Genomic DNA, 15,042 nt, shown 5'->3' with positions numbered 1-15,042 from the left:
CTAGGGCCGCCCAGCTCGGCGCCGGGCGACCGCAGCGGTCTTAGACGGTCAGGATTTCCTTTTCCTTGACCGCGAGCAGCTGATCGACTTCGTGAATCGTCGCATCCGTCGCCTTCTGGACATCTTGCGCCAGACGCTCCTGATCGTCTTCAGAAATCTCGTGGTTCTTCTCGAGCTTCTTCAAAGTGTCGAGGCCGTCGCGGCGGACGTGGCGCACCGCGACCCGCGCCGCTTCGGCGTATTTGTGAGCAACCTTGACCAGCTCCTTACGGCGCTCCTCATTGAGCTCCGGAACCCGCAGCCGCACCACCTGGCCCTCGGTGGCCGGGCTCAGGCCGAGATTGGAATCAACGATCGCCTTTTCGACCGCCTTCACCATCGAGCGGTCCCAGACCTGAACCGACAGCAGCCGCGGCTCCGGCACGCTGATGGTGGCCACCTGATTGAGCGGCATGTGGCTGCCATAGGCGTCCACCTGAATCGGTTCGAGCATTGAGGCCGAGGCGCGGCCGGTGCGCAATCCCCCCAATTCATGCTTGAGCGACTGGGTCGCGCCCTGCATGCGGCGTTTCAAGTCATTGATGTCGAAACTGTCGGTCGGCATGACTGCCCCTTCTTTTTCCAAAACTCTTGATAATCCCGACGAACTCCGGCGACGCCCTGCGCTATCCAGCGACGATGGTGCCCCGCCCGCCGCCGCTCAAAATCGCCCCAACCGAACCCGGCTCGGCAATTGAAAACACGATGATAGGCAGCGAGGTGTCACGGGCAAGCGCGAAAGCGGTTGCGTCCATCACCTTGTAGCCGCCTTCCAGCGCCTGCGAATGCGTCAACCGATCGAACCGGCGCGCGGTCGGATCCTTCTTGGGATCGGCGCTATAGACGCCATCGACATTGGTGGCTTTCAGCACCGCCTGCGCGCCGATCTCAGCGGCACGCAATACCGCCGTGGTATCCGTGGTGAAATACGGATTACCGGTACCGCCACCCAGCAGCACGATACGGCGTTCGGACAAATAACGATGGGCGGTGGCGCGGGTGAACAGCTCGCAGACCTGCGGCATCACCATGGACGACAAGGTCCGGGCCGAGACGCCGCGCCGCTCGATCGCAGCTTCCAGCGCCAGGCAGTTCATCACTGTGGCCAGCATGCCCATGGTGTCGCCGGTCGGGCGCGACACACCGCGGGATGATACTTCCACGCCGCGGAAAATGTTGCCGCCGCCGACCACTACCGCAACCTCGACGCCGCGGTGCTGTGCCTCGATCAGGTCGGTCGCGACCCGATCGATCGTCGGCTGATGAATGCCGAACGACTGATCACCGGCGAGATACTCGCCGGAGATCTTGACCACCACCCGATGATAGACCGGCTGACTCATGATGCCATCGCTCCGTTATCGAGTTCGTACTCCCGGCCGGACGGCCGGGAGACCGTAAGCCAATCGCGGCGCTTACTTCTGGCCGCTGGCCGCCGCCACTTCCGCGGCGAAGTCGGTGGTCTGCTTCTCAATGCCCTCGCCGAGCGCATAACGCACGAACGCGGCCAGCTTGATCGGCGCGCCAACCTTGCCTTCGGCTTCCTTCACCGCCTGCGCCACCGACTTGCCGGTGTCGTGGATGAAGGCCTGATCGAGCAAGCAAGCTTCCTTGTAGTAGGTCTTCAGACCGGACTCGACGATCTTCTCGATCATGGCTTCCGGCTTGCCCTGCTGACGATACTTGTCGGCAAGCACGTCCTTTTCGCGGCGCACCACTTCCGGATCGAGGGTGGCGGCGTCGAGCGACTGCGGGTTGGCAGCGGCGACGTGCATCGCGATCTGACGGGCCAGCACGGCCAGCTCGTCGGTCTTGCCGGTCGACTCGAGAGCAACCAGCACGCCGAGCTTGCCAGCGCCATCGACCACCGCACCGTGGACGTAGCTGCCGACCACGCCGTTGGCGACTTCCAGCGAAGCGGCGCGGCGCAGCGTCATGTTTTCACCGATGGTGGCGATCGCGTCGGCAACCGCATTGGCAACGGTCGCGGAACCAACCGGCGCGGCGCTGATCGCGTCGACGTCGGCGCCGACCTTGAGCGCGACCTGCGCGATCATCTTGACCAGACCCTGGAACTGATCGTTGCGCGCCACGAAGTCGGTCTCGGAGTTGACCTCGACCAGCACGCCCTTGTTGCCGTCGGTCAAAGCACCGATCAGACCTTCCGCAGCGACACGGCCCGCCTTCTTGGCAGCCTTGGAAAGGCCCTTCTTGCGCAGCCAGTCGATCGCAGCCTGCATGTCACCGTCGTTCTCCGACAGCGCCTGCTTGCAATCCATCATGCCAGCGCCCGTGGTCTCACGGAGCTCCTTAACCATCGCCGCAGTAATCGTCGCCATTGTTAACGTCCTTTGCCTGCCAGAGCGGCCGCGAAACAGCCCATCGCCGCCGCGGTCCGCGATCAGGAATCAAAAATAGAATGTGCCGTCGAAACGTTGCGGCCGGATGTCCCGGCCGCAACGCACGAGTTACTCAGCTTCAGTGAGCGCCTTGGCCTGCGCCACCCAGGCGTCGGCACGGCTCGGCAGACCGACTTCTTCGCCGATCTTGTAAGCGGTATCGTGATTGAGTTCGGCGAGCTGCCAGTAGTGGAAGATGCCGAGGTCGTTGAGCTTCTTCTCGATCGCGCCGGACACGCCGGTCAGCTTCTTGAGATCGTCGGCAACGCCGCGCGGACCAGCAAGACCCTGGAAGCCGGACTCGGTCACGGCCGGCAGGTCCTCGCGCAGCGGGCGGACCGCAGCACCGACGTCGAAGCCGGCTTCGCCCTGGGCGCGCGACAGGCCGTCGATCACCGCACGAGCCACCAGATCGCAATAAAGCGACAGGGCGCGGCCAGCGTCGTCATTGCCCGGAACCAGATAGGTGATGCCCTTCGGGTCGCAATTGGTATCGACGATCGCCGCCACCGGGATGTTGAGCCGCTGGGCTTCCTGGATCGCGATGTCTTCCTTGTTGGTGTCGATCACGAAGATCAGGTCCGGCAGACCACCCATGTCGCGGATACCACCGAGCGAGCGGTCGAGCTTGTCGCGCTCGCGCTGCAGCGTCAGCCGCTCCTTCTTGGTGTAGGCAGCGGCGTCGCCCGAATTCAGCACTTCGTCGAGGAAGCGCAGGCGCTTGATCGAGGCCGAAATGGTCTTCCAGTTGGTCAGCGTGCCGCCGAGCCAGCGCGAGTTCACATAGTACTGCGCCGAACGCTTCGCGGCTTCCGCCACCACGTCCTGAGCCTGACGCTTGGTGCCGACGAACAGCACGCGGCCACCCTTGGCAACGGTGTCGCTCACCGCCTGCAGCGCACGGTGCAGCAACGGCACGGTCTGCGCGAGGTCGATGATGTGGATGTTGTTGCGGCTACCAAAAATGTAGTCCGCCATCTTCGGGTTCCAGCGATGCGACTGGTGGCCGAAATGCACGCCGGCTTCGAGCAGCTGACGCATGGTGAATTCAGGAAGTGCCATTTTCTATTCTCCGGTTGGTTCCTCCGGAAACGCTGTGAGCAGCCGAACCAACAGGATGACCTGCGATCCGGCAGCCACCGGACGGCCTTTTGAGCCATGTTTCCGTGTGAGATGCCGCGCTGTATAGCCGGATTCTGGGAAGAAGCAAGAAAATCGAGCATTTGCCCTGCCCGCCCCGATGCCGCAGCGGGCCGCGCCGGGCCGCACTAAGGCGCGGTTTTCAACGTCTTTATGGAGCTGCCGAACAAGCCGGCCAAATCCTTCAATAGCTCGTCCCGGCGATGCTGCACCAGCACCCGGCCGAGCAATTTTTAGGCGACAACAAAGGTCTTGGCCCCGTCCTCGCTGGCAAGAAGCGCCTTGCCGCGCCCCCGCTCGACGAGCTCGGACAGATCATCGTGGTTGGCGAAGCCAAGCTGAGGTCGCGCGGATTGGCCGCGCCCTCGGAATGCGCGGCATCACCGCAAAACTAAACCGTTTAGTTTATCCTGAAAGCTCAAATTACCGGCAGCGGGCGTCAACGCCTCAATGATCGGCAGAGGCTTGGCGCGCACGGAATCATCAGGCCCGGTCAGAGCCCCGGCCCTCGCCTACGGCATCCAAAACACTCCGCGCGACAACCAGGCGTAGCCAACCGGCCGCCTTTGGCAGACAGCGGCCTGCTCTGTCGTTCAATCCAAGCGAAGCCGACACCAGGCGACAGCCCCCCGTCCGGACGGCCTGCCGGCGGCCGAGCGCGGACCGGTCGTCCGAGGGCCCGGCAGGCCAAGGCCCGGTCCTACACCGTCTGAACGTCGACCACGCCGGTCACCGCTTTCAGCGCGCCGGCGATCTGCGGCGACACCCGGTAGCGGCCCGGCAGCTTCACTTCGACCTCGGTTTCCAGGTCGATCATCATCACCAAGGTGACGTCGCCATCGCCATTGCTGCCGCCGCGCCGGCCGAACGCCGGGGTCGGGCTGGCCGCGGCCTCGGGCGATTGCAGCCGCTTGGCGATCGATTCCAGCGGCTTGGTATCGCGCAAAAACACCCGCAGCCCCTTCTGGGTCTTGGCGGCGGCGTCATCGAGCGGATCGGCCTGCAGAATCCGGGCGCGCACGTCGTCGCCCTGCAGCTCGGCGCCGAGCTGCAGCAACACCGCCGCGCCCGGCTCCAGAATCTCGCGGAACTGGGCCAGCGCTTCGGAAAACAGCACCGCCTCGAAATGGCCGGTCGGGTCGGACAGGCCCAAAATGCCCATCTTATTGCCGGTCTTGGTACGGCGCTCCTGGCGCGTCACCACGGTTGCGGCGACCTTGCCGGCGGTGGCGCCGGCTTTCACCGCCTTGCAGAAATCCGCCCAGCTCTGCACCCGCAGCCGTTTTAGCGCGGTGGCATAATCGTCGAGCGGATGGCCGGACAGAAAGAAGCCGATCGCATCATATTCGCGGCGCAGCCGCTCGGCCGGCAACCACGGCTCGACCTGCGGCAGCATGATGCTCGGCGCGTCCGACATACCGCCGAACATGTCGCTCTGCCCGAGCTCCTTGGCCTCGTTATGGCGCTGGCAGGCGGCGATGATCGCCTCGGCGCCGGCGAACACCGCGGCACGGTTGCGATTGATCTCGTCAAAGGCGCCGGCCGCCGCCAGACATTCGACCAGGCGCTTGTTGATGGCGCGCGGATTGACCTTGGCGGCGAAGTCGGCGAGCGAGCTGAACTTGCCGCCCTGCCGCCCCTCCACGATCTGCTCGACCGCGTGGTGGCCGACGCCCTTCAAACCGGCGAGCGCGTAGAAGATGGTGTTGTCGGCAACCTCGAAGGTCGGGCCGGAACGGTTGATCGACGGCGGTTCGACCTTGATCCCCAGCCGCTGCGCCTCGGAACGGAATTCCGACAGCTTGTCGGTGTTGTGGATTTCCAGCGTCATCGACGCCGCCAAGAACTCCACCGGATAATGTGCCTTCATATAGGCGGTGTGATACGACACCAGCGCATAGGCCGCGGCGTGGCTCTTGTTGAAGCCGTAGTCGGCGAATTTGGCGAGCAAGTCGAAAATGGTGTCGGCGGCATCCTTGGCGACGCCGTTCTTGACCGCGCCTGCGACAAAGATCGCGCGCTGCTTATCCATCTCGGCGCGGATTTTCTTACCCATGGCGCGGCGCAACAGGTCGGCGTCGCCGAGCGAGTAGCCGGCCATCACCTGCGCGATCTGCATCACCTGCTCCTGATAGATGATGACGCCGAACGTCTCCTTCAGGATCGGCTCCAGGATCGGATGCAGATATTCCGGCTCCTCCTCGCCATGTTTGCGGGCGCAATAGGTCGGAATGTTCGCCATCGGGCCCGGGCGATACAGCGCCACCAGCGCGATGATGTCTTCAAAACGGTCGGGGCGCATATCGATCAGCGCGCGCCGCATGCCCTGACTTTCCAGCTGGAACACGCCGACCACATCGCCGCGCGTCAGCATCGCAAAAGTATCGGGATCGTCGAGCGGCACTTTTGGCAGTTCGACATGGATGTTGCGCTGCTTGAGCAGTTTGACCGCAACGTCGAGCACGGTGAGCGTCTTCAGGCCGAGGAAGTCGAACTTCACCAGCCCGGCCGGCTCCACCCATTTCATGTTGAACTGGGTGACCGGCATGTCCGATTTCGGATCGCGATAGAGCGGCACCAATTCCGAGAGCGGCCGGTCGCCGATCACGATGCCGGCGGCGTGGGTCGAGGCGTGGCGATTGAGGCCTTCGAGCCGCTGCGCGATGTCGAAAGCACGCGCCACCACCGGGTCTTCGTCGCGGAACGCCTGCAGCTTCGGTTCGCCCTCGATCGCCTGCTTGAGCGTCACCGGCGCGGCCGGGTTTTGCGGCACCAGCTTGGTGAGCTTATCGACCTGGCCATAGGGCATTTGCAGCACGCGGCCGACGTCGCGCAGCACGCCGCGCGCCTGCAGCGTTCCAAAGGTGATGATCTGCGCGACCTGATCGCGGCCGTAACGCTGCTGCACATATTCGATCACTTCGCCGCGGCGATCCTGGCAGAAGTCGATATCGAAGTCCGGCATCGAGACGCGTTCCGGATTGAGGAAGCGCTCGAACAGCAGGCCAAAGCGGATCGGATCAAGGTCGGTAATGGTCAGCGCGTAAGCGACCAGCGAGCCGGCGCCCGAACCACGGCCCGGCCCGACCGGAATGCCGTGCTGCTTGGCCCATTTGATGAAGTCCGACACGATCAGGAAGTAGCCGGCGTATTTCATGCGGCTGATGACGTCGAGCTCGAATGCCAGTCGCGCGCGATAGTCCTCTTCGCTGGCGCCCTGCGCGAGGCCATGCACCTCCAGCCGCTTGACAAGGCCGCGCTCGGCCTGGCCGCGCAGTTCCTCGGCCTCGGCGCTGGCGGCGTCGGCGGCATGATCGCCGGCGCCGACGGTAAACAGCGGCAGAATCGGCTTGCGGGTGCGCGGCCGATAGGCACAGCGCTCGGCGATCTCGACGGTGGACGCCAGCGCTTCGGGCAGATCGGCGAACAGCACCGCCATTTCAGCGCGGGTTTTGAAACGGTGATCAGGCGTGAGCTGCAGCCGGTCGGTTTCGGCGATCAGCTTGCCGCCGGCGATGCACAGCAGCGCGTCATGGGCTTCGTAATCATCGGTGCTGGCGAAATACGGCTCGTTGGTCGCGACCAGCGGCAGCCCTTTGGCATAGGCCAGATCGATCAGGCCCGGCTCGACGCGCCGTTCGGCATCGACGCCATGACGCTGCAGCTCGATATAGAGCCGGTCGCCAAACAGCTCCGCCAGCCGGTCGCAGCGCTGCGCGGCGAGATCGGCATGGTCGAACGCCAGCGCCTGTGCGATCGAGCCGTCCGGACCGCCGGTGAGCGCGATCACGCCCTCGGTCTCGCCCTTGAGCCAGTCGACCTTGATGTGCGGCGCCTGATTGACCGGCGTTTCCAAAAACGCCCGCGAATTGAGCTTCATCAGGCTGAGATAGCCGGCTTCGCGCGCCGCCAGCAGCACGATCCGCGACGGCGCCGACGCCAGCGGGGTGCGGGCGTTGGGATCGATGTCGCCGAAATCGATCGCGAGCTCGCAGCCGATGATCGGCTGAATGCCATAGCCCGCGAGCTTCTCGGAAAACTCCAAAGCGCCGAACATGTTGTCGGTGTCGGTCAGCGCCAGCGCCGGCTGGTGATCCGCCTTGGCGAGCTCGGCCAGCTTCTGGACCTTGATCGAGCCTTTCAGCAGCGAAAAAGCCGAATGGACATGCAGGTGAATGAAACCGGCAGAGGACATGACGCAGCAACAATCCGACAAGCGGGAACCAAAACGCGATCGGGGCACCAGCGCGCCCCGCGGGGAGCCACGCAACGGCGGGGGGCGCCCCGACTCGGGACCTGGATGGTGCGTCGCCGTCCCGCCCAAGTCCACGGCCGTCGCCCCGGCCAGGCCGCCTGGCGCGGCCGCTGCCTGGCTTTTCCCCAGCCGCTGCCAGCCCGCTCAAAACGGGCCAGCAGCGTCGGGGGCCAAGCGCGAATGCCCAGAACTGGCCCCGTACCACAGCGCTGCACCCGTTCACAGGGCAGAGCTATGCGACCCGACTCGGGACCTTCAAGCTGCAGGAATTTGAATTAGAGCTGGGGAATGACTTGGGCCCAGACGGCAATCATGCCGACGAACAACACGATCGAGGTCAGGGCCGCGGCTTCTTCAATGAACGTCTTCAGCATGGCTTCCTCCCGCCAAGAGAACGTAACATGAACAGTGTTCCACATTTGTTCTAGAAGTCAAGCGCCCTTTCTCACAGCATCACTAGCGTCGCCCCGGTTGGCATCCGACATGGTGAATGACACGCTGTGCGCTGGGGGCCACACCAGCGAACCTCGTGCATGCAACCGAGTTGACGCGGCACGGCAATCGCGGCTTGGTCTTTGCGGAACATGGAGTCGGCGGTGGCCGAATGGAGGACCAGATGCGGCGTGCGTTTCTGTCATTGCTGGCGCTGAGCGCGGTTGCGGCTGTTGATGCCGCGAGCCCGGCGCAGGCCCGGGACTACCCGTTTTGCCTAAAAGCCCGGGAATATTTGGCCCCGCTCGGTGACTGCAGCTACACCAGCTATGCCCAGTGCCAGGCCAGCGCCTCGGGGCGCTACGCCTATTGCGACGTCAACCCGTTCTACAAATATGAAGAACCGCCTCAGCGCCGCACCTACAAAAAGAAGGTGCGCCGCACCCGCGACTGAGCCGCACGGCCGGCCGATGGCGTTGTCGAGCGAAGTGGATCCCGGTTCGCGTCACGAAAACGCATCAGAGCATAAAGTTACGGCTTCGTTCTGATGACGTCAGAACCGAAGCTGTAACACCGGCCCTGCCGCCGGGCGCGCGCACCTTCGCCACGCGCCAACAGGAGGTTCTGATGCAGGAGGCCGTGATGCGCCGCGTTGGACTAGCCCTGATCAGTTGTTCGGCCGCGCTGCTGGTCGCGGCCGAGGCGTCGGCGCAAAGCTCGGCGCCCTATTGTCTGCACGTCTATGGCCCGATCACCTATGACGATTGCAGCTACATTTCGATGGAGCAATGCCGGCCGTCGGCCACCGGCCGCGCCGCGGCCTGCATGGTCAATCCGTTCTACACGCCGCCGCAACAGCCGCGCGCCAGACGCCATCAGCAGCGCTAGCCGCCAGCGCAGCTAGCTAGACGCCCTGCCCGCGCGAGACTGGCCCGCGCGGTGGGCGCGCTCAATCGAGTTCGATGACCTGACCGTCCTGGATCGACACCCGTCGATCCATGCGATGCGCGAGCTCCATATTGTGGGTCGCGATCAGCATCGCCACCTGGGTGGCGCGCACCAATTGCATCAACGCCTGGAACACATGGTCGGCGGTGTGCGGATCGAGATTGCCGGTCGGCTCGTCGGCCAGCAGCACCCGCGGCGCATTGGCGACCGCGCGGGCGATCGCGACGCGCTGCTGTTCGCCGCCCGACAGCTCGGCCGGACGATGGGTGATGCGATCGCCAAGCCCGAGATAACCAAGAATTTCCTTGGAGCGCGACACGGTCTCGGACCGTTTCAGGCCGCGGATCATCTGCGGCAGCATCACGTTTTCCAGCGCCGAGAATTCCGGCAGCAGCCGGTGCGACTGATAGACAAAGCCGATGTCGGTGCGGCGGATCTGGGTGCGTTCAGCATCGCTCAGCCCGGAGGTGGCGGTGCCGCCGATATAGACCTCGCCCTCGTCGGGATGTTCGAGCAGCCCGGCGATATGCAGCAGCGTCGATTTGCCCGAGCCCGACGGCGCCACCAGCGCCACCGACTGCCCGGCCCACAGCGCCAGCTTGGCGCCGCCCAAAATGGTCAGCACCGACTCGCCCTGCACGTATTGCCGCTTGATGTCGTGCAGATAAACGACCGGCACCTCTTCGGCAACTTCCTCCATCGGCACGCTCATTCGTAACGCAGCGCTTCGACCGGATCGAGCCGCGCCGCGCGCCAGGATGGATACAGGGTCGCCAGGAACGACAACGTCAACGCCATGATCACCACCGCGCTGGTCTCGCCGACGTCGATCTCGGCAGGCAGCTTCGAGAGGAAATACAGTTCGGGCGAAAACAGTTCGGTATTGGTCAGCCAGGACACGAACTGCCGGATCGACTCGATATTCAGGCAGACCACCAGCCCGACGATGAAGCCGGTCAGCGTGCCGACCACACCGATCGCGGCGCCCGTGATCAGGAACACCCGCATGATCGCCCCTTGCGAGGCGCCCATGGTGCGCAGAATGGCGATGTCGGAGCCCTTGTCCTTCACCAGCATGATCAGACCGGACACGATGTTGAGCGCCGCCACCAGCACGATCAACGTCAGGATCAGGAACATCACGTTGCGCTCGACCTGGAGCGCATTGAAGAACGTGGAATTGCGCTGCCGCCAATCGACCAGAAACACCGGGCGGCCGGCCGACTCGGTCACCGCCTTGCGGAACATGTCGATCCGGTCCGGATTGGAGGTGTAGACCTCGATCGCGGTGACGTCGGACGAGCGGTTAAAATAGGCCTGCGCTTCGGCGAGCGGCATGAACACGAAGGTCGAGTCGTATTCCGACATGCCGATCTCGAACACCGCCGCGACCTTGTACGGCTTGATGCGCGGGGTGGTGCCCATCGGCGTCACCGCGCCGCGCGGCGCCACCAGCGTGACGCTGTCGCCGGCATGCAGCGACAATTGATCGGCGAGCCGGCGGCCGATCGCGACGCCCTGCCCCTGATCAAAGCCCTCCAGCGTGCCTTGCCGGATATTTTTGGCGATCGAGGTCAGATTATTGAGGTCGTCGGCGCGGATGCCGCGCACGAACACGCCCGAGGCGTTGAATGGCGAGGACGCCAGCGCCTGACCATCGACCACCGGCGCCGCCAGCCGGATGCCGGTGACGCCGTTGATGCGGTCGGCGACGTCCTTCCAGTCGGTGAGCGGGCTTTCCAGCGGCTGCACCAGCAGATGGCCGTTGAGGCCGAGGATCTTGTCGAGCAGCTCCTTACGGAAGCCGTTCATCACCGCCATCACGATGATCAGGGTCGCGACGCCGAGCATGATGCCGACGAACGAAAACCCGGCAATCACCGAGATGAATCCCTCCTTGCGCCGCGCCCGCAGATAGCGGCCGGACAACAGCCATTCGAATGGCGCAAAGGGAGGGGTACGAACTGGGTCGCTCATGGCTTCATCCATAGCCCGAATCTCACACGATTCGGGCTTATTCTGGCCGCGCCGTTCCCGCCACCGCCCGCCCGCGGTGGATAAGTGTTCACTGCGTCAGACGTGCGACGGCTTCGGCGAGCGCAACATTGCAGCGCGTGCCATCGGCGCGACGCTTCAATTCGACGGTGCCCTCGGCCAGCCCCTTCGGCCCGACCAGCACCTGCCACGGAATGCCGATCAGATCGGCGGTGGCGAATTTCGCGCCCGCGCGCTGATCGGTGTCGTCGTAAAGCACATCGACGCCCTTGGCCGACAGCTCGCGATAGAGCTGCTCGCAGGCGCCATCGGTGGCAGCATCGCCTTGCTTGAGGTTGAGGATCGCCACGCGGAACGGCGCCACCGCCTCCGGCCACTTGATGCCGTTCTCGTCGTGGCAGGCCTCGATGATTGCGCCCAAGAGCCGCGACACGCCAACGCCATAGGAGCCGCCATGGATCGGCACCTCGGCGCCGTCCGGGCCGGCGACCAGCGCCTTCATAGGCTCGGAATATTTGGTGCCGAAATAGAAGATCTGGCCGACCTCGATGCCGCGGGTGTTCAAGCGCCGCTCCTGCGGCACCTCGCGCTCAAAACGCTCGGCGTCATGGACGTCTTCGGTGGCGGCATAGACCGAGGTCCACTGCTTGATGATCGGGGTCAGGTCGCCGTCATAATCGACGTCCTCGCCCGGCACCGGCAGATCGAGCACATCGCGATCGCAGAACACGCCGGATTCGCCGGTGTCGGCCAGCACGATGAATTCATGGCTGAGGTCGCCGCCGATCGGGCCGGTCTCGGCGCGCATCGGGATCGCCTTCAGCCCCATGCGGGCAAAGGTCCGAAGATAGGCGACGAACATCTTGTTATAGGCGCGGCGCGCGCCGGCCTCGTCGAGATCGAACGAGTAAGCGTCCTTCATCAGGAATTCGCGGCCGCGCATCACGCCAAAGCGCGGACGCTGCTCGTCGCGGAACTTCCACTGGATGTGGTACAGGTTGAGCGGCAGGTTCTTGTAGGACTTCACATAGGCGCGGAAGATCTCGGTGATCATTTCCTCGTTGGTCGGCCCGTACAGCAGTTCGCGCTTGTGGCGGTCGGTGATGCGCAGCATTTCCGGACCATAGGCGTCATAGCGGCCGCTCTCGCGCCACAGATCGGCGAGCTGCAGCGTCGGCATCAACAGTTCGATCGCGCCGGCGCGGTTCTGCTCCTCGCGCACGATCTGCTCGATCTTCTTCAGCACCCGATGCCCGAGCGGCAGCCAGGCATAAATGCCGGACGCCTCCTGCCGCAGCATGCCGGCGCGCAGCATCAGGCGGTGCGAGACGATCTCGGCCTCCTTGGGGGTTTCCTTGAGGATCGGCAGGAAATAGCGCGACAATCGCATGGGGTTACTCGAGAATCGGTGGAATTGAGGTCAGGCGGCAGTCAAACCGGATTGAGCGGCAAAACACAAGGGCGGCCGCAGCGGCGCTTCGGCACTGGGTTCGCATCTGCCATGCCGGGCGGCATGCCCCGCGGCACGCCGCCCGATCGGGCTGGGTTTACGGCTATTTCGCCATCGAATGGCCCGGGGCCATCTGATGGCCGCCGTGATCGGCCGCCGCCCCCGCCGGCGCCTTGGCGCCGACCGCCTGCACATCGAGCGTCAATTGCACGGTGCCGGCCTTCTCGAATTGCAGCGTCACCGGCACGCTCTCGCCTTCCTTGAGCGGCTGGTGCAGATCCATCAGCATCAGATGATAGCCGCCAGGCACCAGCTTGACGGTCTTGCCGGGCGCGATCTCGAGGCCGTTGTCGAGCGGGCGCATTTTCATCACGCCCTCCTCCATGCGCATCTCGTGCACCTCGAACTTACCGGCGACCGCCGCCGAGCCGCTGAGCAGCCGGTCGGGCGCGGTGCCCTTGTTCTCGATGGTCAGAAAACCTCCGGCGACCTTGGCGCCGGCCGGGGTGGCGCGGCTCCAGGGTTCGGTGATGACAAGATCGCCGGCTTTGATTTCGGCAGCGCCAGCGGCGTAACTCGAGGCCAGCAGCAGCACGGCGCCGGCGATGGAGCGGAACAGGGTCGACATGATGATCTCCCAAAACGGATGCGCAATTGCGCGCGGAAAGCGGGTGACGAAGCGCCGGTAGGCGATGTGGATTGGTGAAAGCCGATCCACGCCCCGGCGATGGCGAGCGCCGCCGCAAGCCTGCTGCGACGCCGCTCAGGCCAGCGCGTGCGGCGGCGCCCTCGCCCGGTTCGCGGACCCTTGCTCACCGCGCGACCATCGCGGCGGCGAAGACAACCACTGTTGTTGCTCACCGCCCAACCACAGCACCGCCGCGCCCTCGCGCGCGGGATCAACCGGCAGCGCGCCGCTATGGCTGGCGGCGCAGAACGCGCAGCAGGCATGGTCGCTGGAAGAAGCAGGATTAGATGACGGCGGACCAGTATCGCGATCAAATGGCGCGAGCCGGCTAAAATGCTGCGCGCCGCATAGCTCTGCGAAGCTGATTGGATCAGCGGCGGCGTTCGCCACCGCCTGGCACGCCATCACCGGCGCCAGCAGCTGCAGCCACAGGGCGATCGCCGCAACAGGCAGGATCGGTCGCAACCAACGGCGCATCGGGGTCACAGCCCTCCGTTTGCAAACGGATACCATGTGCTTTCGCTTCGATGCAATCGAGGACCGCACTCACAACCTCTGAGCGCAAACAAACGATCATTGCGTCAGAGCGGTGAATCTTAAACGAAGCTTGCTGCCGATGATGACAATGCCGATTGGATCGGTTACCACTTAGGTCTCAGGCCGCAGGAACCAACCGGCGGTCTGGTGGTCCAAGTCTCGGGAGGAACCCTGGCGCACAACAATTGCGTCGCCCGCCTCAATAACAATGAGAATGGCGGGAGTTAGGGATGGATGGATGTCCGGGCAGGGTTGACACCCTGCTCTTTTTTTTGGGGCGCAGCCGGTGTCAACGATGCTGTTATCTAACAGTTTCCACCAATGCCTCGTCATACCCGCGCTTGTCGCGGGCACCCACGTCTTGAAAGCGTTTCAAGATCAAAGACGTGGATGGCCGGGACGGAGCCCGGCCATGACATGCGGATGGATCAGCACGATCAATAATCTTGGCGCGTAGTTGCTAGTTCAGCGGCAGGCCGAACAGCTTTGATAATCGATCGATATCGAGGTAGCCGGCGCGATAGGCGAGCGCGGCGGCGGCATAGATCAGTGCCGAGATCAGCGTGGTCCACAGCAGCTTGCGCAGCATCTGCGCTTTGACCGGCGCGCCGGGATCAGTGCCCGGCGCCCGCTGCCCCTGTTCGGACTGGCTGCGCACCCCGAACGGCAGAATGGCAAACAGCACCACCCACCACAGCACGAAGTAGATCGCGAGGGCGGTGCTGATGCTTGTCATCGATTAGGCTTGCTCGATCTCGACCAAGGCGCCGGAAAAGTCCTTGGGATGGAAGAACAGCACCGGCTTGCCATGGGCGCCGATCTTGGGCGTGCCATCGCCGAGCACCCGCGCGCCTTCCTTGATCAGCCGATCGCGCGCCTCGATGATGTCCGGCACTTCGTAGCAGACGTGATGAATGCCGCCGTCGGCATTGCGCTCCAAGAACTTGGCGATCGGCGAAGTCTCACCGAGCGGCTGCACGAATTCGATCTTGGTGTTGGGCAGCGTCACGAACACGGTGATGACGCCGTGGTCCGGCAGCGACACCGGCGCCGAAATCTCGGCATTGAAGCCGACGCCATAGATCTTGGCGGCCTTCTCCGCGTCCTTCACCGCGATCGCAACGTGATTCAACCGCCCCAGCATGGCTTTCTCCATCTT

14 protein-coding genes are annotated in these 15,042 nt (G+C 64.2%); 2 read left to right on the top strand and 12 right to left on the bottom strand.

The window, feature by feature from the left end; translation table 11 throughout:
- Nucleotides 1–40 precede the first annotated feature (40 nt).
- From frr to dnaE, 5 genes are all read right to left on the bottom strand, one after another.
- A complete protein-coding gene (gene frr, locus BJ122_RS01080) occupies nucleotides 41–604 on the bottom strand; it encodes a ribosome recycling factor (RefSeq protein ID WP_110779320.1) in 564 nt (187 codons plus the stop codon).
- Nucleotides 605–665: 61 nt separating this feature from the next.
- Nucleotides 666–1,382: a UMP kinase gene (pyrH, locus tag BJ122_RS01075; RefSeq protein ID WP_110779319.1), complete on the bottom strand. Its 717-nt coding sequence runs from the start codon at nucleotides 1,380–1,382 to the stop codon at nucleotides 666–668.
- Nucleotides 1,383–1,454: 72 nt separating this feature from the next.
- Nucleotides 1,455–2,378, bottom strand: a complete 924-nt coding sequence (gene tsf / locus BJ122_RS01070; protein WP_110779318.1) for a translation elongation factor Ts — start codon at nucleotides 2,376–2,378, stop codon at nucleotides 1,455–1,457.
- Between the two features lie 129 nt (nucleotides 2,379–2,507).
- Nucleotides 2,508–3,500, bottom strand: a complete 993-nt coding sequence (locus BJ122_RS01065) for a 30S ribosomal protein S2 (protein ID WP_110779317.1) — start codon at nucleotides 3,498–3,500, stop codon at nucleotides 2,508–2,510.
- Between the two features lie 778 nt (nucleotides 3,501–4,278).
- Complete coding sequence (gene dnaE, locus BJ122_RS01055) at nucleotides 4,279–7,773, bottom strand: DNA polymerase III subunit alpha (protein ID WP_110779315.1); 3,495 nt, start codon at nucleotides 7,771–7,773, stop codon at nucleotides 4,279–4,281.
- Between the two features lie 676 nt (nucleotides 7,774–8,449).
- On the opposite strand from dnaE, the gene BJ122_RS01050 reads away from it, so the two are divergent.
- Together BJ122_RS01050 and BJ122_RS01045 are read left to right on the top strand one after the other, a co-directional pair.
- Nucleotides 8,450–8,719, top strand: a complete 270-nt coding sequence (locus BJ122_RS01050) for a DUF3551 domain-containing protein (protein ID WP_110779447.1) — start codon at nucleotides 8,450–8,452, stop codon at nucleotides 8,717–8,719.
- Between the two features lie 173 nt (nucleotides 8,720–8,892).
- Complete coding sequence (locus BJ122_RS01045; protein WP_245407557.1) at nucleotides 8,893–9,153, top strand: DUF3551 domain-containing protein; 261 nt, start codon at nucleotides 8,893–8,895, stop codon at nucleotides 9,151–9,153.
- Nucleotides 9,154–9,214: 61 nt separating this feature from the next.
- Here BJ122_RS01045 and BJ122_RS01040 read toward each other — a convergent pair whose 3' ends face one another.
- The 7 genes from BJ122_RS01040 to mce form a co-directional block, all read right to left on the bottom strand.
- Complete coding sequence (locus BJ122_RS01040) at nucleotides 9,215–9,913, bottom strand: ABC transporter ATP-binding protein (protein ID WP_103013018.1); 699 nt, start codon at nucleotides 9,911–9,913, stop codon at nucleotides 9,215–9,217.
- Nucleotides 9,914–9,921: 8 nt separating this feature from the next.
- Nucleotides 9,922–11,202 (bottom strand): lipoprotein-releasing ABC transporter permease subunit, encoded by a 1,281-nt coding sequence (locus BJ122_RS01035; protein WP_027277453.1) that lies wholly within the window; start codon nucleotides 11,200–11,202, stop codon nucleotides 9,922–9,924.
- Between the two features lie 76 nt (nucleotides 11,203–11,278).
- Nucleotides 11,279–12,598 (bottom strand): proline--tRNA ligase, encoded by a 1,320-nt coding sequence (gene proS / locus BJ122_RS01030; RefSeq protein ID WP_110779314.1) that lies wholly within the window; start codon nucleotides 12,596–12,598, stop codon nucleotides 11,279–11,281.
- Between the two features lie 163 nt (nucleotides 12,599–12,761).
- Nucleotides 12,762–13,286 (bottom strand): copper chaperone PCu(A)C, encoded by a 525-nt coding sequence (locus tag BJ122_RS01025; RefSeq protein ID WP_110779445.1) that lies wholly within the window; start codon nucleotides 13,284–13,286, stop codon nucleotides 12,762–12,764.
- 135 nt (nucleotides 13,287–13,421) lie between these two features.
- A complete protein-coding gene (locus BJ122_RS01020) occupies nucleotides 13,422–13,823 on the bottom strand; it encodes a DUF2946 family protein (protein ID WP_245407571.1) in 402 nt (133 codons plus the stop codon).
- 520 nt (nucleotides 13,824–14,343) lie between these two features.
- Nucleotides 14,344–14,619 carry a DUF1467 family protein gene (locus BJ122_RS01015; protein ID WP_110779312.1) on the bottom strand — a complete coding sequence of 92 codons (276 nt, stop codon included), beginning with the start codon at nucleotides 14,617–14,619 and terminating at the stop codon, nucleotides 14,344–14,346.
- A gap of 3 nt (nucleotides 14,620–14,622) precedes the next feature.
- Nucleotides 14,623–15,027, bottom strand: coding sequence for a methylmalonyl-CoA epimerase (gene mce / locus BJ122_RS01010; RefSeq protein ID WP_027277457.1), 405 nt, complete (start codon nucleotides 15,025–15,027; stop codon nucleotides 14,623–14,625).
- Between the last annotated feature and the right edge of the window lie 15 nt (nucleotides 15,028–15,042).

Origin of the sequence: Rhodopseudomonas faecalis (assembly GCF_003217325.1) — a bacterium.
Taxonomy (GTDB): domain Bacteria; phylum Pseudomonadota; class Alphaproteobacteria; order Rhizobiales; family Xanthobacteraceae; genus Rhodopseudomonas; species Rhodopseudomonas faecalis.
The sequence above is the reverse complement of the archived record's forward strand: the minus strand, read 5'-3'. Positions and strand labels throughout refer to the sequence as shown.